Below are 17,369 nucleotides of genomic sequence, written 5' to 3' on the forward strand. Positions count from 1 at the left end.
CAGCGCCCCATTTCATTTGCGGAAAATCGACGGGCGCAGACCTGCTGCGGCGCTTTGGGCGACATCGTCAATCCTGCGGGTGCGTGTGGGTGCGGTTTTGGCGGTTTTGATCCATTCCAGGGTACCACGCTTTACCGACCGAGGGTAATCATCCCAAGTCTTTCGTGAGGGGCCCAAAGCCGACGCAAGATCCTCCGGCACTTCGAGCCGTTCCACATCGTCGAGGAATTCCCACATGCCGTTGGCTTCGGCTGCCGCAATCTTTGCCTCCCCTGCCGGGGTCATCTGACCAGACGCGTGCATGCGTGTGACGATATCCTTGTTCACCGCGGACCAGGCGGAGGTTTCCTTGCGCGGTGCGATGCGATGCCGCATCCGGTCGGCATCAAGGCCAGCCACTTGCGCGTCGACCCAGCCCCAGCACAGCAGTTCTTCTACCGCTTCGATCCACGGGAGGTAATCTCGGTGGTGCTTCTTGTATGTGGCCAGCCAGACGTTGCCCGTTTTCACATTGTGGTTTTCTTCCAACCACTTACGCAATTGCGCACGCGTGCGCACGGTGACGATTTCATCCTCAGACACCCACGACCTCTCGCCATTTGCCGGGGGCGAGGTCCGTCAGATCATGCGGGCCAACGGACCACCGCACAAGCCGGACCACAGGAAACCCGACGGAGGCACACATGCGGCGGACCTGACGGTTTTTCCCTTCGCTCAGCGACAATCTCACCCAAGTATCAGTGATAGATTTGCGGACGCGAACCGGCGGATCACGGTCCCAAATCCATTCGGGCACGTCCACCGCCTCAGCCTTACATGGCGCCGTCTGCCCATCTTTCAGGCGCACACCGTTTTGCAGCGCATCCAATGCCGTCTGATCTGGCACACCTTCGACCAGCGCGTAGTAGACCTTGGGTTTCTTGAACTTCGGGGACGATATTCGCGCCTGCAATCCGCCGTCATCCGTCAGTAGCAAGAGCCCCTCACTGTCACGATCCAACCGCCCCGCTGCGTAGACGCCCTTTGGCAGGCCAAAACCGTCCAAAGCGGGCCAGCCACCCTCGGATGTAAACTGTGAAAGCACGTTCATCGGCTTATTGAACGCGATCAGCATCGGTCCCACCACTCCATGGGCATCTCACGACCCATGGGCATCTCACGCGCACATCCGAAAGCCCCGAACCAGAATGCCAGCCCAAGCCCCGCCCCCAAAAGCGGGGCCACGACAAGTGAAATCCAAATGACCATGGTCTCGCCATCAGCAATGGCGAGGGCCAGACCGGCGAAGAAGAACACGCCTGCGCAGATCATGGCGGTCTTTCTTGGTGTAGCTGTGACACCGCGCCAAGCCAGAACGCCCCAAATCAGCAGCGCCGCCAGCGCAAAGGGCAGTGCGGCGACGAGACCGAACATATAAGCAAGGAAGATCGCACCGGAGGGGTCAACAGGCCCGTCAATGGCCGCGAGAATTCCAAACAGTGTGGCAGCCACGAAGTAAGCGAAAAAGCAGCCGCGCAGAATGTAGAGGATTTGCATCAGTCACCCTGCCCTGCGTCGTAGCTCGCCAACCAGCGTTTCGGGGCAAGGTCCCGCCATGTGCGCCGCAGGCGCGCTTCGGCCCAATCGCGGTCGATCCGGCCTGCCGCGACGAGGATCAGACCGTGTTTGGCATAATGGTCGTGGAGCAGGAAGGTGTCGGGGTCGGCGGCGCGGAGCATATCGCGTTCTTCGATGGAGCCTTTGAAGATCGCGGCGTCGACGTAAGGCGACCACCAGCACCAGAGTTTGCCATGGGCCTTGAGGGTGGGATTGCCCCAGGAGACGGCGTCCTCGACCTGCGGCAGGTCAAGGGAGAGGGCGAAGGCGCGGAGATCTGGCCAGGTTTGGATGGGGTCAGTCATGCTGTATCGCGGTACGTCGTGAATTCCTTGCCCTCAATGCCAGCGAAAACAACATGCTCCAAGGATGGGTCCGCATAGGTGGCAACATTGGTGAGATGCCCAAGGACTTGGCCTACATAGGCAATGCGGTCGCCATCTTCCCAAGTCATCCACAGGCCATGCTCGACCTCCCATGGAACGTTTGCCTCTATCCCAACGAACCATGGCCCGGACTTCGGTGTGGCGCGTTCGATAGACAGCGCTTCGGGCGTGACGTGTTCCCAGACGTCTTCAGCCCTGTCGATCTTGGGAAGCGGCACGCCGGGCCACCCCGTCCCGTCCAGATGGCGCATCATGTCTTGGTAGTAGGCGAAGACATGTCGACTGACCGGACCTAACGCCGCCGGTGTCAGGGCCATGAAGCGGTCGAACGCGGCCTGCCCGTCGGGTGGCAAAGGCTCAGGGTCCCAGCGCGTGAGGTCGCGGCCGCTAAAAAGTGGGACGGAGTATGTTTCAGGTGGGGGGTAATTCACCATCAGTGCGCCTCCGCCCAATTTGCCCCCTGCCCCGCATCGACGACCAGCGGAATGTCGAGGCGCACCGCCGGGTCGGCGGCGCCTTGCATGATGTCGCGGGCGCGTTCGATTAGGCGGTCGGTGGCGTCTTCGTCGACCTCGAAGATAAGTTCGTCGTGGACCTGCAACAGCATTGTCGCGGGCAGATCGGCGATCGCGTCGTCCATGCGGATCATGGCGCGGCGGATGACGTCAGCCGCCGTCCCCTGGATGGGCGCGTTGATCGCCGCACGGCCTGCGAAGCCTGCGCCGGGGCCTTTGGCGTTGATCTCAGGCGTGTGGATTTTGCGGCCAAATAGAGTTTGGACGTAGAGGTGATCCTTGGCGAATTTCTTCGTGTCATCCATATAGGTGCGGATGCCGGGGAAGCGCTCAAAGTAGCGGTCGATGAAGCCCTGCGCCTCGGCCCGGGGGATGCGGAGATTGCGCGCGAGGCCGAAGCCCGAGATGCCGTAGATGACGCCGAAATTGATCGCCTTGGCCTGGCGGCGGACGTCAGGTGTCATGTCCTCCAACGGCACGTTGAACATCTCGGACGCAGTGGCGGCGTGGATGTCTTGACCATCGCGGAAGGCCTCTTTCAGGGCGTCGATGCCCGCGATATGGGCGAGGATACGTAGCTCGATCTGCGAATAGTCGAGCGAGACCAGAACCTTACCGGGTTCAGCGACGAAGGCCTCGCGGATGCGGCGGCCTTCCTCCGTGCGGACGGGGATGTTTTGAAGGTTCGGATCGGTGGAGGCGAGACGCCCGGTGTTCGCGCCTGCGATGGAATAGCTTGTGTGGACGCGGCCCGTATCGGGGTTGATGTGTTCTTGCAGCGCATCGGTGTAGGTGGATTTGAGTTTCGACAGCTGCCGCCAGTCGAGTACACGCGCGGGCAATTCGTGTTCGGTGGCGAGATCTTCGAGGATGTCAGCGCCGGTGGAATATTTGCCGGTCTTGCCCTTTTTGCCGCCCTCGAGGCCCATCTTGTCGAACAGGATTTCGCCAAGCTGCGCGGGGGAGCCAACGTTGAAGCTTTCGCCCGCAAGCTCATGAATTTCGGCCTCAAGCCCGGCCATTTTCTGGGCGAAGGCGTTGGACATGCGGCTGAGGACGTCGCGGTCGACCTTGATCCCGGAGCGTTCCATGCGCGCGAGTACCGGAACCATGGGGCGCTCAAGCCGTTCGTAGACCGTCGTGACCTGTTCCTGATGAAGGCGCGGTTTGAAGAGCTTGTGGAAGCGGAGGGTGATGTCGGCATCTTCGGCGGCATAGGGCGCGGCCTTGTCGATATCGACCTGATCGAAGGTGATTGCGGATTTGCCGGAGCCGATCAACTCCTTGATCGGAATGGGAGAATGGCCGAGGTAGCGTTCGGATAGCGCATCCATGCCGTGGCCGTGCAGGCCGCCGTGGAGCGCGTAGCTGAGCAGCATGGTGTCGTCGATTGGGCTGACGTCCACGTCGTAACGGGCCAGCACTTTGACGTCGTATTTGGCGTTCTGCGCGATCTTGAGGACGTTTGGATTTTCAAGGAGCGGTTTGAGGACGGCGAGCGCATCGTCGAGGGGGATTTGGCCGTCGGCGAGGGAATTGTCAGCGAACAAATCATCACCACCACCACGATGTTGTAGCGGGATGTAGCAGGCATGGCCGGGCTCGATGCACAGCGACACGCCGACAAGTTCGGCGGCCATTTCGTTCAGCGAAGTGGTTTCCGTATCGAACGCCACTTCTCCGCGTGCGATGGCCCGGTCGACCCATTGCAGTAGGGTCGGCAAGTCGCGCACTGTATCGTAGGTCGCGTCTTTGAGGTCGGGCATTTCAGGGGCGTCAGGTGCGGCTTCCGGCTCAGGTTCGGCGATGACCGGGGCCTCAGCGCCGAGGTGTTCCGCGATGCGTTTCGTCAGCGTCCGGAATTCCATTTCAGCTAAGAATTCCAACAGTTTGTCCGCCTCGGGCTCGCGCACGTCGAGATCGTCGAGCGTTTCATCAAGACTCACCTGATCGTCGAGAAGCACCAATTGCCGCGAAAGACGGATCTGGTCTGCGTGATCAATTAAGGTCTGGCGGCGCTTGGGCTGCTTGATCTCTTCGGCACGCTCAAGAAGCGTGTCCAGATCGCCGTATTCGTTGATCAAAAGCGCTGCCGTCTTCACACCGATTCCCGGCGCTCCGGGAACGTTATCGACGCTGTCGCCCGCCAAAGCCTGCACATCGACCACACGGTCGGGGCCAACGCCAAACTTGGCCTCCACCCCTTCCACGTCGATCACGGTGTTCTTCATCGGGTCGAGCATTTCGACCCCGCCGCCGACCAATTGCATAAGGTCCTTGTCAGAGGAGATGATGGTGCAACGGCCCCCGGCCTCGCGGGCCTGTCGGGCGTACGTGGCGATGATGTCATCCGCCTCGAACCCCTCCAACTCGATGCAGGCAAGGTTGAACGCTCGGGTGGCGTCACGCGTCAGCGGGATCTGCGGGCGCAGATCTTCGGGCATCGCCTCGCGGTTGGCCTTGTATTGATCGTAAAGGTCGTTGCGGAACGTGTGGGAGCCTTTGTCGAAGACCACCGCCACATGGGTCGGCGCATCGCGGGTGTCGTTGATCATCTTCCACAGCAGGTTACAAAATCCGCTCACCGCACCGATTGGGAGGCCATCGGATTTACGGGTGAGCGGCGGAAGCGCATGGTAGGCGCGGAAGATGAACGCCGATCCATCCACGAGGTGAAGATGATGACCTTTTCCGAATGCCATTTGCGCGCCCTCCCTGTTTGCGCTCCGTTCTACCCTGCCCTGCTTGCGGCTGCGACCGTGATTTTTGCCGATGGCGCCGCGGCCCAGATGCAACTCGATGAAACCTGTGTCGAGGTCGAGGGGTCAGAGACTTCTTGCGCTCACGCTGTGGCCTGTATCGGCGACGATTTGTTGCTGGTGGGGCAAGCAATTGGTTGGGATCAGGGCCTGCTGCAGGGCGAGATGTCGTCGGGCACGACTTGCACCGGAGTCTGGAGCAATATTGAGAATGTCGCGAATTTCACCTGCGAGGATGGCATGACGGGGATCGTGACCTACTCCTTCAAGGACCCGGACACCAATGTCGCGGTCGGCGCAGGGCAGACGATTGTTGGCCTGCCGATCAACGCATGGTCGGGCGCGGATTTGGCGGCCTACATCGCGCAGACCACAGGCGCGCGCGAACTGACCTGTGGCGCACACAGCGTCACGCTCAACTAAGGCCCGCGCGCCAAAGTGACAGGCGCAGGCTGTAGGGGGTGGGCGTCCACGCGCCAACCGGCACGCCTGAGGCGCGCAATACGCGCCCCACCCAGGTGTTGCAGGTGCGCAAAATGTGAAACCGCCCTTCCGCTTCGACAAACCCATCGGTCGTTGTGAACCCCGCGCCCGGGATCGACGGTCCGCCGACCGTCGCCGTGATCTCCGCCAGCAATGCGTCGTATTGCGCCTGACTGAGGGCGAGGCGCGGATATTCTGCCCCCTCGAGAATTGGGCCTGTTACATCGACCCGCAGAACAGACTCATCGCCAGTGACGGCCCGAAAGGTGGCGGACACGGTTATATCGGCATACGTGCCTGCGGTGGTGTAGAAATCCCGCGCGCCCCAGCCGACGATAAAATGGGCCACGCCCGTGTTTTCCACTGGCACACCCGCGGGCGAGGCGAAGGCCAAAGCCGTGCGGGTCTCTTCATCGGCGGGAAGTAGGAAATCCACGTGGATCGGCCCGAAGAGTAGACCGATTTCCACATCATCGCCGGGCGGCAATTCCGTTGTCCGGCCCGGCAGAACCCCTCCAACCGTCGCCGCCACAAGATAAACAGTCAGAATGACGAGAGCCGCCCCGGTGAGGCGGCCCACTAAACGCACGGCTGCACGCATCACTTCGACGCGTCAGCGAAATCCCGGTGCACGTATTTCTTGTCGCAATAGCCGCATTCGACCTCGCCCGTCACACGGCTCAGCGATAGCCAAACACGCGGATGCCCAAGTGCACCTTCGCCGCCGTCACAGGCCACGCGCCACTGGTCGACAATTTCAGTTTCGGGGGCGTCGATGCTCATTGTCCGGTCGTCCTTACATCAAATCCGATGGCTCTATCGCACCTTGCCGAAATCCGGGCAAGTGGATGCTATGACGCGCCTTTCGCACGCAGCACGTCAAGATGCGGGCTGCAACATACGGCCAAGGGGCCGCCCGCCGAGAATATGCATATGGTAATGCGGTACTTCTTGAACCCCGGCCTCCCCAGCGTTGGAGATCGTGCGATACCCATCACCGCCCCCGCCAGGCGAAACGTTCAGGTCGGCGCAGATCTTCGCCGCCACGCGGTGGAAATCCGCGATCTCTGCATCTGAGGCTTCGGCTGCGAAATGATCGAAGCAGACGTAAGGCCCTTTGGGGATCACCAGCACATGGACAGGGGCCTGCGGGTAAATATCGGCGAAGGCCAGCGTATGTTCGGTTTCTTCCACGGTTTGATTGGGGCTCTCGCCGCGCAGGATTTTCGCGAATATGTTCTGATCGTCGTAGCTATAGGCCATTGTCATCCCCGTTTAGTCCGCGAACAGATGCTGGGTCTCTGCCAGCTCCCGCCCCATGTCGTGGTCGATCCCAAAGAATTCCGCAAGCACGGTGCCATTCTCATCCGTACTCTTACCCTCTTTCAGGCGCCAATGCTGTTTGAACTCGGCCTCGCGGATCGCAGTCTGTTCATCGAGGAATTCGTGGCGGAGCGTTGGCAGCATGCGCCCGATCACTTCGCCCGGCGTATCCTCCGTCGCGAGACCGACGCGATGGGCATGACCCACAAGATACTGGTCGTCAAAATGGCACTGAAGCTCAAGGATACGAGCGTTCGCACGATCTGACATGAAATCGCGCATCAAGTCGAGGTTCGCGGGATCGAGGCAGATGATCAACTGTTCGGTCCTGTAATAGTCGAACAGCATCCGCATCAGCGCGCGCCGATGGCGGTTGCGCTTTTCAAGCGTGCGCTCGATCCCACCCAGATGAGGCACGCGGCAGCCCGCTTCATCAAACAGGTATTCTATACCCTTCACATCCAGCTTCTCAGCCGAGGCCTTTAGAAGCCGCTTGGCCACGTGCCATTTCTTGCAGACCAGCATGTAAAGGTCGCGGTCAGCTCCCAACGTGCTTTCGCGTTCCCAGAAGCGCGTGCCGAACCGTTTGCCGACACGGCCCCGCCCGGTCAGGAAGGCGTGCAGCTTCGGCCCCTCTTGTGAGGTCGCGAAATCCTTGCGCTCAGAATTCCACAAAGCGCCAAGCCTTTCCTTCAGAAGCGTCGCTTCGGGTGAGATTTTGCGCGCGAACAGGTAATCCTGGCTGATCAGGAGGTCGTACTGGTCATTATAGAACGTCACCGGCATGCCATAGTCGCTGAACATCTTGAAGGTCAGCGTCCGGCTTTCGATTTCCCGGCTAGGCACAAGGTGACGCACGAGTGTCTGGAAGAATGTCTCATCCGGGATCCACGTGGTTTTGAAGAACCGGATCACATCGGGCCGCTGCTTGCAGAAGTCGAGGATCGCCTCAATCGTCTTGCGGCGCAGGCACCACCATTGGCTGCCGATCATGACTTGGATATCGTCGGGGATCTTGCGCTCGAGCCGAAGCTTTTGCTGCAGGTTGAACGAGGCGTAGAACAATTTCTTGTTCTGCCGTTCGTTGAACCAGTGGCGGTAGAACAGACGCTCGCCCTTGAAGCCGGTTTTGATCCAGTCGGAATTGAAGAAGTCGAAGCTTTCGACATAGTCGACGTCGCGATCATCGAGGAATTTGTGCGCGTAGGCCGCCGATTTGACCGAGGCACAATCGCCCGACAGCATGTAGAAATGAGAGGCCTTCGGAAACGCCTCAACTGCCGCTTCAACCGCGTGAAGCGTGGCCTGGCACAGGGACCACTCGCCCCAGCCGCACTTGATGCGCTTGGTCGCGAAGGTGACGCCCGCATTGTCTTTGAGTGCCTCGGTAATCGCAGCAAAGTCCGACGCCTTCGCGCGGGCATCGAAATGGATCGACACATAGTCACCTGTCGCCGTCAGACGCTCAGCCTGCTGAATGATGCTCGGGGCATCCTTGTGACACAGGAGAATGAAGGCGATTTTTGCCATGCTCGAAACATTTGCCCTTTGTGGAGGCTTATTATCCCACTCTTAATAAATAATGTGCGTTGATGCGACACCAATTCTTTGTAAATTACGCATGTTAAGACCCGGTGGTTGAACCGGGCACAGGTAAAGGTGACGAGCAGATGGGTTTCCCAGGCACCTGGATGACGACGAGCGAAAGCATGGTGTACCGCGTGGTACCCAAATGCGCCTGCTCGACGATCGGACAGATCATGTACTACACTGATAACGGTGAATTTTTCGACGGTGACATCCACGATGCCAAAGGCGGGATGCACAAATGGGCCTTTGATAACAGCCAGCCGTTGATCAGCGAAAACGTAAAAGCGAACAAGAGCTTTGCGTTCACTTGCGTGCGCAATCCCTACACGCGCATCCTGTCATCGTTTTTCGACAAAATCTGCGGGATCCAACGCAACGGCCGTCGGTATCGCGGAAATCTGGTCCCGCTTCTGATCCAGAAATACGGAATCGAAGTGGGCGGCGATGATGGCAAGGGCGAGTTCGACCAGATCGCCAGCTTCCGTCGGTTCCTGCTGTTTGCCCGCGACACCATCCGCTGGCGCCGCCCGATGGACCCCGACATTCACTGGTCGGCCATGTCAGGCCACGTCTCGACGTTCATTGTGAATGGCGGTCGGTATGACCGGATATTCTGGACAGAGAGCTTTAACGACGGCATGCAAGGCGTTCTGGACGCTACAGAAAATGCCAACCCCATCAAGCTCAAGGATGTGCCACGTTTCAACGAAAGTGAAGGCCACGGCCCAAAGCGTGCGCACCCGGTCGAGGATTATTTCGACGATCTGTCGATGCATCTGGTTTATGAGATCTACAAGCGCGATTTTGAGTTGTTCAAATACGATTTCGAAAATCCGGGCAACAAGATGCCCATAGGTGAAATCGATCTGGATGAAGTGCACGCAAAACTGGGCGACTGAACCCGCCCGTTGCCGGACGCCTGAACCGTTGCTACAAAGACGCATTATTTTTTGAGTGCGGTGCCTGCTGGTGCCGCTTTTATTGAACGGACGCCCACCGCAGTTTAGCCTGACGGCGTTCATAAACCTGATTTTAGCCGAGGCTTTACAAATGTTTCGCGCCCCCCTTCTGGCCTCTGTGGCCGCGCTTGCCCTCTTCTCTTTGCCGCTTGCCGCGCAAAACGCCGAACTGGGCGCGCAACGCGACGCTGTATTCCAGCAGATGCTGGCCGACCCGTCGAACCGAAGCCTGATGCAGCAATATGCACAGCTTTCTGTGCAGATGCGCGATTTCGAAGGGGCCGCCGCCACGCTAGAGCGGTTGATCGACCTTGAACCCAACAACACGGCGGCTCGCGTCGAACTTGCCATCGCGTATTTCGCGCTCGGCTCCTACGCGGTCGCAGACTATCATCTGGCCGCTGCACAGGCCTCCGGTGCGCTTAGCCCCGACCAAGCCGCTCGAGTGGCCCGCTATCAGGAAGAAAGCACCGAGCGCGGCGATGGGACCGAGCTGGATGGCCGTATCGAGGCCGGCCTCGCCTTCCCTCAGGAAAGCGGTGACAATGGCGCATTCTTCAATGCTAATCTCGACTACCGGTTCGATCTGGGTGATGCGAACGTGACGATGTGGGTCACCGAATTCGCTTACACCAACTACCAGCCCGATGATGGTAGCCTGAATGCCCGTCAAAGCGCCCGGCTTCGTACGGGCCCGGAATTCCGCATCTCGGGCGACGCCTACGGCCCACGCCTTCAGCCTTACATCGAATTGGAATGGCTGGACCGCGACCCTACGCTGACGATCAGCTATACGTCTGTGGCGGTCGGTGCGGCCTATCAGAACCCGATCAACGAACGCTTCACAGCCTATGGTGATCTGCAATTCGGCCGCGCAAACGCAACGGATGCAACGGGCGTGGATTTCGAGTTTCACGAAGCCTCCCTCGGCCTGACCTATCGCCCGTCCCGCGACACGCGCTTCCGCCTGTCCGCCTGGGTGGAAGAACAGCGCGATGTCGATGTGGCAACGCCGCTGGCGACAAACATCTCAGGCGCACGGTTGAGCGCCCAACACGCGTTCAACCCGAATTTCAACATCCTGCCCAACCGCTGGGTCGCTGGTGGCTTTGTGCAACTTCAGAACACCGATCGCAGCGGCTCCGGCACGATGAGCAGCTTTGAAGATCAATCCCACGGCGCATTCGTCCGGGCCTTTGTCTATGAAGATATTTACGTCGAAACCGCTTGGACGCAGGTGATGCAGGACAATGTCATTTCAGGCGTTGCCGGCAGCAGCGAAGAAAGCATCCTGTCCGTCCAACTGGGTTGGGAGTTTTAATCCATGTCTTTGAAACCGCTTCTTATCTCTGCTGTGACAACCTTGGCGCTGGCCTTTCCGGCAATGGCCCAAAGCATCGGCACCGTCGCCAGCTCTGAGCCGACCCTGCGCGGCACACCGCCCGGTGGCGGCACCCGCGCGCTGAGCCTTGGCACAGGCGTTGTGCAAGATGAACGCATCGCGTCGTCAGCCTCGGGTCGCGGACAAATCCTGTTCATCGACCAGACCACGCTGTCGCTGGCGCCGAACACCACGATCGTTTTGGATCAGTTCGTCTTCAACCCGAACGGCTCCGGCCAGATGGGGTTGCAAATGACCGAAGGCGCGTTGCGCTTCATCGGTGGCAGCTTAAGCCGTGAGCAGGAGGCAACCGTTGCCACGCCAACGGCCACCATCGGTATCCGAGGCTCTTCCGCGCTGATCATCCGCGCGCGGGGCGAAACGATCACGATCTTCCTCGCAGGGGAACGTCTGTGCCTGACCAATCAAGGCGGGCAGCAATTCTGCACCAGCCGTCGTGGCGGCGTGCTGACCGAAGATGGCTATGTCGGCCGCATCAATCCGACCTTCCTCGCGCGCGTTTTGGAATTGATTGACGGTGTCCCGCGCGGTGGCGGTGGCACGGGCCTTGGTTCAGGTGTCGACAACCCGAACCCGTCGGATCGTGGGCCGGTTTCCACAACCGGTGAGGAATTCGACCCCGATATCTTCGACGACGATTTCACATTCGATGATCTGATTGAGTGGTTGCCAGAAACACCGCAAACGCCTGTCGATCCAACACTATGTCTGCCGCCGTTCACGAGCTCAGCTTGCTTCTGAGGGCGTAGGTCACCGCTTAGAAGTTGCGATAAACGCCCCTGTCCAGTCTCCTGGCGGGGGCGTTTTTCTGTATTCGCTGATCCGATCCAGATAAAGCTGCGCCAACAGGGCCGTGTTGCAGAACGGCGCGTTCAGCTTAGCAACCCGTCCGAACGCCGCCTCAGCCCCTGCCCAGTCCCGTGCCACATAAGCCGCGCGTGCCGCATCCATGGCTGCGGCAAATTCCTGCGCGCCATCACTCATTCGGGGCAGCACGGTCGACACTTCGACCGCATTGGCAAAGCCCTTCACCGCGATCAGGTCCAGCCCGACAGCAATCATATGATCCGGACAGGCTGCCACGGTCGCAGGCCCTACGCAGTTGCGTGTGCCGTAGATGCGCGTGAGCCCCTCCAGCCGTGCAGCCAAAGTCACGCTATCACCAATGCAAGTGTAAGACAGCCGGTCACGCGACCCCATCAACCCGACGGAGGCCGGTCCCGTATTCACCCCGATCCCCAGATTGATCCGCGGCAGATTTTGTGAGGTCAGGTAGAAATTCGCCTGCTCTGCCGCCTCGTTCACCGCGTTCAAAGCGCCAAGCGCGGCAGCGGCATGGTCATCGCGCATGATCGGCGCATTCCAGAACGCCATCACGGCATCGCCCATGAACTTGTCGATGGTTGCCCCATGGTCGACCAGCGCCTCAGCCACGGAACTCAGGAATGTGTTGACCAAGGTTACGACCCGATCCGGCGGCATACCCTCCGTCACTGTCGAAAACCCGCGCATATCCACGAAGATGACAGTCAGGTCGCGCTCAGCCCCTTCAGGCGTCAGCGCAGCAGCAGGGTTCTTCTCAATCTCCGCGATCAAGGGCGGGGGAAGGAAGCGGGCGAACCGTTCGCGGATCGACCGGCGGGCACGCTCCTTGGCCAGATAACCCAAAGTTGTGCCGGGAAGGTACACAAGCACCGTGGTCAGCACCGCCATGACCGGGCTGAACAGCAGGCCCCATTGCATAAACGCAAGTAACCCGCCCGCGACCGAACCACCGCCGAACGAAAGCGCCGCTGCAAGCCCGATTAAGGGCCGCTCCAACCGATTGAAAATCGTCAGGATCAATCCAGCCAGTGCGACGATCAGAATCTCGAGCCCACGCATCCAGTCGGGGCGGGTCAGAAACTCCTGCGCGATGACCTGTTCGATGATCTCGGCGTGCAGCGTGACGCCTGCAATTTGCCCGTCGAGCGGAGTGGTGCGAATGTCGAAAAGCCCCTGCGCGGAGGATCCAACAAGGATGATCCTGCCAGCCAAACGCGCCTGAAGGTCAGGGTCGATCCCATCGGCCTCCAAAAGGTCGGAAACCGGTGTAACCCGGTCGGGCTGGAAGCCTGAGAAGTAAATGCGGAAGCGCCCGTCTGCTTCCAAGGGGAAACTCAGAACGCCAGTCTGCATCGCCGTTGCGGCCACTGTGCCGCCCGAGACTTCGCCCGAGGCCTGAGAGGTTTTCAATACATGCCCCCCTGCCCCTTGCGCCACGCGCAACAGCTCTGCCGACAGCGAGGGCACAAGAACGCCGCCGAAGTCAGAGACCATCGGAACGGTGCGCGTGATCCCGTCGGCATTGCGACCCAGGCTGATTGTCCCAAGACCTGAGGCGGCAGCAGTCAGCTCTGGCAGGTTACCAATGGCGGCGGGGTAACGCGTAAGCGTGTTGGGCACCTCACCGGTTACGGCGAAGCCCGCCAGCGGTTCTGCAGGTTCGCCCTCCAACCCGCCCGCCATGGCCAGCACCACGGCGCGGCCCTGCATGGCGGTGGCAAAGCGAGCGTCGTGCGGCTCCAGCCCAAGGTCGGGCAAGGCTGGGGGCACCTGGTCGGAAAAGCGCACCCAGGATTCAGTAATCAAATCCGGTGAGGTCCGGTCCGGTTCCGGGAACAGCACATCAAAGCCCACGGCGGCCGCGCCATGTTCAAACAGCCGGTCGGTAAGTTCCGCCAAATAGGATCGCGGCCAGGGCCATTGGCCATAGGCGTCCAACGCAGCTTCGTCGATGTCGATGATATGCACCGGCGCTTCGGGATCGTAGGCGCGCGGCTCTGTTCGTTGGTAACCGTCAAAGACAGCATCGCGCGCCCGGTCCAGGATCGGCGGCGGAAATGCGGTCAGCAAAACCATGATGACAGTCACGATCAAACCAAGCGCAAAGGTCAGGCGGTGCATGGCGCGATCCTGGCATGGCTTGGCAGATCAATGATCACGGGTCCCGGTCTCCGGTTCCTGGCGGGGCTATCGCGGGACATTGGCCGAATTTTTGTGTCGTAGCAAACCCTTCGCCTGTCGTTTCCCCATTTGACTCGGGGCGGGTTTGCGCGCCACAGTTCCGGCTGGCACGGGCGCCCCTTCTACCGTTGCAAAGGATTTACGGTATGGATTTCTCGATCTGGACGGCTGCGGGCCTTCTGGGCGTCGCCCTGTACCTTGCGGCCTATGCAGCCCTGCAATTCGGCCTGCTGCGCGGCTCTTCCGTGACCTACACGGCCCTGAACATGGCCGGCGCAGTGTGCGTACTGCTCAGCCTGGTTGACGCTTTCAACCTGTCGCAGATGCTGATCAGCCTGTCTTGGATCATCCTGTCGATCATCGGCCTGACCCGCATGGCGTGGGAGCGCAGCAATATGCGTTTCTCGGAGGAGGAGCGTGTGTTTCTCAGCGCCCATTTCGCCAGCCTTCCGCCGCATCTGGCACGGAAATTCCTGAAACTGGGCCGCTGGCAAACCATCAGCCCCGGCACGGTTCTGACCCGCCAGGGACAGGCGGTGCACGAATTGGTTTACGTCGCCACCGGTCAGGCGCGGGTCAGCGCCCATGGCGGCGACGTTGCCACGCTCGGCCCTGGCGCTTTGATTGGGGAACTCACGATTATGCACGGCGCAGATGCCACGGCAGATGTCGAAGTGATGGAAGAAGCGCGCGTTTTCACCCTGCCCCGCGCTGCCTTAATCCGCGAATTGGAAGCTGACCACGACTTTTCGTTGGCAGTCTCAGGCGCGTTGCAGGTAGAGGCGCAGCGCAAGATCGACCTTGCCAATCGCATCGCTGCAGGTCACGGCGCGGCACGGCCCATCGGGGCAGAATAGGCTACCTTTCGCGCCAGCTCGTGCCCGAACAGGGCAACCATCGCATTGTTGAATGCGGGCGAGCGTGCCATGCGCTTCTTCAATGCCGCGCTTTCCACGCGCAGAACCGTGCCACCATGGGGCAGCGTAACGGTAGCGCTTGAGACCTCGCCCGTCAGAAAGGCAATCTCGCCCACAAAGGCAGGGCCGGCGATCGGAAAACTCTGCCCGCCCTTCTCAATGGTGATCTCCGAAGTGAAGACAAGCATAAGCTCGTCCACGCCCTTCCCTTCCTGCGTCAACACGGAACCCGGGCCCACCTGCTCGGTTTGCATCATCTTTCGCAAGCGCCGGAACTGGCCGGGCGTCAGCGTGGGAAACAGCACGAAAACTTCACGATCATCAGGCGTCATCCGCCATGTCGTGCGTTCCAACAGGATTGCTGCGATCAGGACCACATTCACGCTGAGAAGCGCGATGTTCGACAGGACGGACGGCACAATCGGATCGGGTCGGAAAAAGTAGTAGCCCGCATCACAAATGAAGCCGCAAACCACTAACAATCGCAGAAGCAATTCGTCGCGAACGGCGAAACCGGTCAGTTTGAACACCAACCCGATGGCGAGTATCCAAAGCGATCCCCCGCCCACGGTCAGGCTATCCATCAGGTCGGGCATGGTCCCGCCCCTCGCCGATGCCGGACCCAATGGATCAAATCAGACCAGCCTCTGCAAACACCGTGCGCAAGGACCGTTTCGGGCGCGGGCCGACATGGGCGATCACCTCGGCGGCTGCCGCCACGCCCATGCGCGTCGAAGTCTCAAGCGTCTGCCCCGTGGCTTGACCGTAGAGGAACCCGGCCGCAAACTGATCGCCCGCGCCGGTCGCATCCACCGGCGTGACGCGCGTGACCGGCACCTCGACCCGCGTGCCTTTGTGGATGGCCACAACAGGATTGCCGGAACGGGTGCAAACGACCGTCTCACACACCTCGGCCGCTTGCCCCAGAGCTGCGTCCAGATCATCGGTCTGGTAAAGCGAAAGCCACTCTTCCTCGTTGCCCAGTGTGATCTCCATTTCCTCCGCGATCAGGCGGCGGAAATCGTCGCGGTGGCGATCCACACAAAACGGATCAGACAACGAAATGCCCGCCTTGCCGCCGCCCTTGTGACAGGCTTGCGCGGCAGCGGTGAAGGCGCGTTTGCCTTCGTCCTTGTCGTAGAGATAGCCCTCAAGGAACAGGAACCGCGTGTCGCCAGCAACGTTGCTATCCACATCGCCTTCGTCAAAATCTGCGCCCGCGCCCAGATAGGTGTTCATCGACCGCTCCCCATCGGGCGAGACAAATATCATCGACCGCGACGTTGGCGGCACATCGCCATCGGTCGGCGGGTTTGGGAACGCGATCCCTTCATCCACCATCTCTTTGGCATAGAAGCGGCCCAACGCGTCGTCTTTCACCTTGCCGAGAAACGCGGTCTTGAGCCCCAACGTGCCCGCTCCCGCGACCGTATTGGCAACCGAGCCTCCCGGGGTCTGAATCCGATCCTGCATCGCACCGTAGAGGATTTCGGCCCGCTCCCGTTCGATCAGCTGCATGATGCCTTTTTCGATCCCCATATTGTCGAGGAAGCTGTCATCGCCATGGCTGATCACATCGACGATTGCATTGCCGATGCCAACAAGGTCGTAGGTTTGGGTCATGTCTGAGGGTCCTGAAATGCAAGAGTTCCAAGGTCTTTAGAGGCTCGCAACTCGCGCCTCAAGCACCCAAAGCGACCCTAAACCGGCGGACGCCTTACTGCGTGTCCGTCTTTTCCTCGAACACGCACAGGTCGCGGATCAGGCACGCGCCGCATTTCGGCTTTCGCGCCACACAGATATAGCGGCCATGCAGGATCAACCAGTGATGGGCGTGAAGCTGGAACTCAGCCGGGATATTGTCCTCGATCTGGCGCTCCACAGCATCGACATCTTTGCCCGGTGCGATCCGCGTGCGGTTCCCCACCCGGAAGATATGCGTATCGACTGCCTGCGCGGGGTGCTGCCACCACATGTTCAGCACCACGTTCGCGGTCTTGCGCCCCACGCCAGGCAGTGATTGCAACGCCGCGCGGCTAGACGGCACCACGCCCCCATATTCCTCCACCAGAATACGGCTCAGCTTCATGACGTTCTTGGCTTTGTTGCGGAACAAACCGATCGTCTTGATATGCTCGATCAGCTTTTCCTCACCCAGATCAAGCATCTTCTGCGGCGTATCCGCGATCTTGAACAGCTCCGCCGTGGCCTTGTTCACACCCGCATCCGTGGCTTGCGCCGAAAGGGCTACGGCGACCACAAGCGTGTAGGCGTTGACGTGGTGAAGCTCGCCCTTCGGGAGATCTTCGGCATCCCGGAACCGCGTGAAGATCTCGTGGATCGTGGCATAGGGAAGCGGTTTTGCAGAAATCTTGGCCATGCCCCCTTTTGGCGGCAGCCCCGCGGCGCGGCAAGGGCGCAATTCTCATCGAA

General features: G+C 60.3%; 19 protein-coding genes. 5 read left to right on the forward strand and 14 right to left on the reverse strand.

Annotation, left to right across the window (positions count from 1 at the left end):
* Positions 1 to 12 precede the first annotated feature (12 nt).
* Genes V8J81_RS09785 through polA form a run of 6 tightly spaced genes read right to left on the reverse strand, consistent with a single transcriptional unit; the run spans position 13 to position 5,199 of the window.
* Positions 13 to 582, reverse strand: coding sequence for a YdeI/OmpD-associated family protein (locus V8J81_RS09785; protein ID WP_368475565.1), 570 nt, complete (start codon positions 580 to 582; stop codon positions 13 to 15).
* Positions 575 to 1,114, reverse strand: a complete 540-nt coding sequence (locus V8J81_RS09790) for a pseudouridine synthase (protein WP_368475566.1) — start codon at positions 1,112 to 1,114, stop codon at positions 575 to 577. The genes V8J81_RS09785 and V8J81_RS09790 overlap by 8 nt, the downstream gene beginning before the upstream one ends.
* On the reverse strand, positions 1,108 to 1,536 hold the full coding sequence (locus V8J81_RS09795) for a hypothetical protein (protein ID WP_368475567.1): 429 nt from the start codon (positions 1,534 to 1,536) through the stop codon (positions 1,108 to 1,110). Before V8J81_RS09795 ends, V8J81_RS09790 begins: the two co-directional genes overlap by 7 nt.
* Positions 1,536 to 1,901, reverse strand: coding sequence for an MmcQ/YjbR family DNA-binding protein (locus tag V8J81_RS09800; RefSeq protein ID WP_368475568.1), 366 nt, complete (start codon positions 1,899 to 1,901; stop codon positions 1,536 to 1,538). The genes V8J81_RS09795 and V8J81_RS09800 overlap by 1 nt, the downstream gene beginning before the upstream one ends.
* Positions 1,898 to 2,416 carry a DUF6985 domain-containing protein gene (locus tag V8J81_RS09805; protein ID WP_368475569.1) on the reverse strand — a complete coding sequence of 173 codons (519 nt, stop codon included), beginning with the start codon at positions 2,414 to 2,416 and terminating at the stop codon, positions 1,898 to 1,900. Before V8J81_RS09805 ends, V8J81_RS09800 begins: the two co-directional genes overlap by 4 nt.
* Positions 2,416 to 5,199 (reverse strand): DNA polymerase I, encoded by a 2,784-nt coding sequence (gene polA / locus V8J81_RS09810; RefSeq protein ID WP_368475570.1) that lies wholly within the window; start codon positions 5,197 to 5,199, stop codon positions 2,416 to 2,418. Before polA ends, V8J81_RS09805 begins: the two co-directional genes overlap by 1 nt.
* Here polA and V8J81_RS09815 point away from each other — a divergent pair.
* Positions 5,179 to 5,679 carry a hypothetical protein gene (locus V8J81_RS09815; protein WP_368475571.1) on the forward strand — a complete coding sequence of 167 codons (501 nt, stop codon included), beginning with the start codon at positions 5,179 to 5,181 and terminating at the stop codon, positions 5,677 to 5,679. The two genes, polA and V8J81_RS09815, sit on opposite strands and share 21 nt — an antisense overlap.
* On the opposite strand, the gene V8J81_RS09820 is transcribed toward V8J81_RS09815, so the two are convergent.
* The 4 genes from V8J81_RS09820 to V8J81_RS09835 all read right to left on the reverse strand — a co-directional run bounded on the left by V8J81_RS09820 (position 5,672) and on the right by V8J81_RS09835 (position 8,592).
* Positions 5,672 to 6,340: a DUF2459 domain-containing protein gene (locus V8J81_RS09820; RefSeq protein WP_368475572.1), complete on the reverse strand. Its 669-nt coding sequence runs from the start codon at positions 6,338 to 6,340 to the stop codon at positions 5,672 to 5,674. The genes V8J81_RS09815 and V8J81_RS09820 overlap by 8 nt on opposite strands.
* Complete coding sequence (locus V8J81_RS09825) at positions 6,340 to 6,522, reverse strand: zinc-finger domain-containing protein (protein WP_368475573.1); 183 nt, start codon at positions 6,520 to 6,522, stop codon at positions 6,340 to 6,342. Before V8J81_RS09825 ends, V8J81_RS09820 begins: the two co-directional genes overlap by 1 nt.
* 96 nt (positions 6,523 to 6,618) lie before the next feature.
* The gene (locus V8J81_RS09830; protein ID WP_368475574.1) at positions 6,619 to 7,002 is read right to left on the reverse strand and encodes a histidine triad nucleotide-binding protein; all 384 of its coding nucleotides are present in this window, start codon (positions 7,000 to 7,002) and stop codon (positions 6,619 to 6,621) included.
* Positions 7,003 to 7,014: 12 nt separating this feature from the next.
* Positions 7,015 to 8,592, reverse strand: a complete 1,578-nt coding sequence (locus V8J81_RS09835) for a DUF5928 domain-containing protein (RefSeq protein ID WP_368475575.1) — start codon at positions 8,590 to 8,592, stop codon at positions 7,015 to 7,017.
* A gap of 140 nt (positions 8,593 to 8,732) precedes the next feature.
* Here V8J81_RS09835 and V8J81_RS09840 point away from each other — a divergent pair, with 140 nt between their 5' ends.
* From V8J81_RS09840 to V8J81_RS09850, 3 genes are all read left to right on the forward strand, one after another.
* Positions 8,733 to 9,551, forward strand: a complete 819-nt coding sequence (locus tag V8J81_RS09840; RefSeq protein WP_368475576.1) for a sulfotransferase family protein — start codon at positions 8,733 to 8,735, stop codon at positions 9,549 to 9,551.
* Between the two features lie 151 nt (positions 9,552 to 9,702).
* Positions 9,703 to 10,932 (forward strand): tetratricopeptide repeat protein, encoded by a 1,230-nt coding sequence (locus tag V8J81_RS09845; RefSeq protein WP_368475577.1) that lies wholly within the window; start codon positions 9,703 to 9,705, stop codon positions 10,930 to 10,932.
* Between the two features lie 3 nt (positions 10,933 to 10,935).
* Positions 10,936 to 11,754 carry a FecR family protein gene (locus V8J81_RS09850; protein WP_368475578.1) on the forward strand — a complete coding sequence of 273 codons (819 nt, stop codon included), beginning with the start codon at positions 10,936 to 10,938 and terminating at the stop codon, positions 11,752 to 11,754.
* 9 nt (positions 11,755 to 11,763) lie between these two features.
* On the opposite strand, the gene V8J81_RS09855 is transcribed toward V8J81_RS09850, so the two are convergent.
* Positions 11,764 to 13,959, reverse strand: coding sequence for a CHASE2 domain-containing protein (locus V8J81_RS09855; RefSeq protein ID WP_368475579.1), 2,196 nt, complete (start codon positions 13,957 to 13,959; stop codon positions 11,764 to 11,766).
* A gap of 206 nt (positions 13,960 to 14,165) precedes the next feature.
* On the opposite strand from V8J81_RS09855, the gene V8J81_RS09860 reads away from it, so the two are divergent.
* Positions 14,166 to 14,876, forward strand: coding sequence for a cyclic nucleotide-binding domain-containing protein (locus tag V8J81_RS09860; protein WP_368475580.1), 711 nt, complete (start codon positions 14,166 to 14,168; stop codon positions 14,874 to 14,876).
* Here V8J81_RS09860 and V8J81_RS09865 read toward each other — a convergent pair.
* The 3 genes from V8J81_RS09865 to nth form a co-directional block, all read right to left on the reverse strand.
* On the reverse strand, positions 14,843 to 15,532 hold the full coding sequence (locus tag V8J81_RS09865; protein ID WP_368475581.1) for a cyclic nucleotide-binding domain-containing protein: 690 nt from the start codon (positions 15,530 to 15,532) through the stop codon (positions 14,843 to 14,845). The genes V8J81_RS09860 and V8J81_RS09865 overlap by 34 nt on opposite strands.
* A 34-nt stretch (positions 15,533 to 15,566) precedes the next feature.
* Positions 15,567 to 16,559 (reverse strand): adenosine kinase, encoded by a 993-nt coding sequence (locus V8J81_RS09870; protein WP_368475582.1) that lies wholly within the window; start codon positions 16,557 to 16,559, stop codon positions 15,567 to 15,569.
* A 94-nt stretch (positions 16,560 to 16,653) separates the two neighbouring features.
* Positions 16,654 to 17,316, reverse strand: coding sequence for an endonuclease III (gene nth / locus V8J81_RS09875; RefSeq protein WP_368475583.1), 663 nt, complete (start codon positions 17,314 to 17,316; stop codon positions 16,654 to 16,656).
* Positions 17,317 to 17,369 lie beyond the last annotated feature (53 nt).

This window comes from Gymnodinialimonas sp. 202GB13-11 (assembly GCF_040932485.1).
GTDB lineage: Bacteria > Pseudomonadota > Alphaproteobacteria > Rhodobacterales > Rhodobacteraceae > Gymnodinialimonas > Gymnodinialimonas hymeniacidonis.

What these genes read in the sequence shown, in the direction of transcription:
- V8J81_RS09800 (WP_368475568.1), bottom strand. Translation starts at nt 1,901, where the DNA reads ATGACTGACCCCATCCAAACCTGGCCAGATCTCCGCGCCTTCGCCCTC.
- V8J81_RS09795 (WP_368475567.1), bottom strand. Translation starts at nt 1,536, where the DNA reads ATGCAAATCCTCTACATTCTGCGCGGCTGCTTTTTCGCTTACTTCGTG.
- V8J81_RS09860 (WP_368475580.1), top strand. Translation starts at nt 14,166, where the DNA reads ATGGATTTCTCGATCTGGACGGCTGCGGGCCTTCTGGGCGTCGCCCTG.
- V8J81_RS09865 (WP_368475581.1), bottom strand. Translation starts at nt 15,532, where the DNA reads ATGCCCGACCTGATGGATAGCCTGACCGTGGGCGGGGGATCGCTTTGG.
- V8J81_RS09855 (WP_368475579.1), bottom strand. Translation starts at nt 13,959, where the DNA reads ATGCACCGCCTGACCTTTGCGCTTGGTTTGATCGTGACTGTCATCATG.
- V8J81_RS09825 (WP_368475573.1), bottom strand. Translation starts at nt 6,522, where the DNA reads ATGAGCATCGACGCCCCCGAAACTGAAATTGTCGACCAGTGGCGCGTG.
- polA (WP_368475570.1), bottom strand. Translation starts at nt 5,199, where the DNA reads ATGGCATTCGGAAAAGGTCATCATCTTCACCTCGTGGATGGATCGGCG.
- V8J81_RS09850 (WP_368475578.1), top strand. Translation starts at nt 10,936, where the DNA reads ATGTCTTTGAAACCGCTTCTTATCTCTGCTGTGACAACCTTGGCGCTG.
- V8J81_RS09820 (WP_368475572.1), bottom strand. Translation starts at nt 6,340, where the DNA reads ATGCGTGCAGCCGTGCGTTTAGTGGGCCGCCTCACCGGGGCGGCTCTC.
- V8J81_RS09790 (WP_368475566.1), bottom strand. Translation starts at nt 1,114, where the DNA reads ATGCTGATCGCGTTCAATAAGCCGATGAACGTGCTTTCACAGTTTACA.
- V8J81_RS09835 (WP_368475575.1), bottom strand. Translation starts at nt 8,592, where the DNA reads ATGGCAAAAATCGCCTTCATTCTCCTGTGTCACAAGGATGCCCCGAGC.
- V8J81_RS09840 (WP_368475576.1), top strand. Translation starts at nt 8,733, where the DNA reads ATGGGTTTCCCAGGCACCTGGATGACGACGAGCGAAAGCATGGTGTAC.
- nth (WP_368475583.1), bottom strand. Translation starts at nt 17,316, where the DNA reads ATGGCCAAGATTTCTGCAAAACCGCTTCCCTATGCCACGATCCACGAG.
- V8J81_RS09845 (WP_368475577.1), top strand. Translation starts at nt 9,703, where the DNA reads ATGTTTCGCGCCCCCCTTCTGGCCTCTGTGGCCGCGCTTGCCCTCTTC.
- V8J81_RS09830 (WP_368475574.1), bottom strand. Translation starts at nt 7,002, where the DNA reads ATGGCCTATAGCTACGACGATCAGAACATATTCGCGAAAATCCTGCGC.
- V8J81_RS09815 (WP_368475571.1), top strand. Translation starts at nt 5,179, where the DNA reads ATGACCTTTTCCGAATGCCATTTGCGCGCCCTCCCTGTTTGCGCTCCG.
- V8J81_RS09870 (WP_368475582.1), bottom strand. Translation starts at nt 16,559, where the DNA reads ATGACCCAAACCTACGACCTTGTTGGCATCGGCAATGCAATCGTCGAT.
- V8J81_RS09805 (WP_368475569.1), bottom strand. Translation starts at nt 2,416, where the DNA reads ATGGTGAATTACCCCCCACCTGAAACATACTCCGTCCCACTTTTTAGC.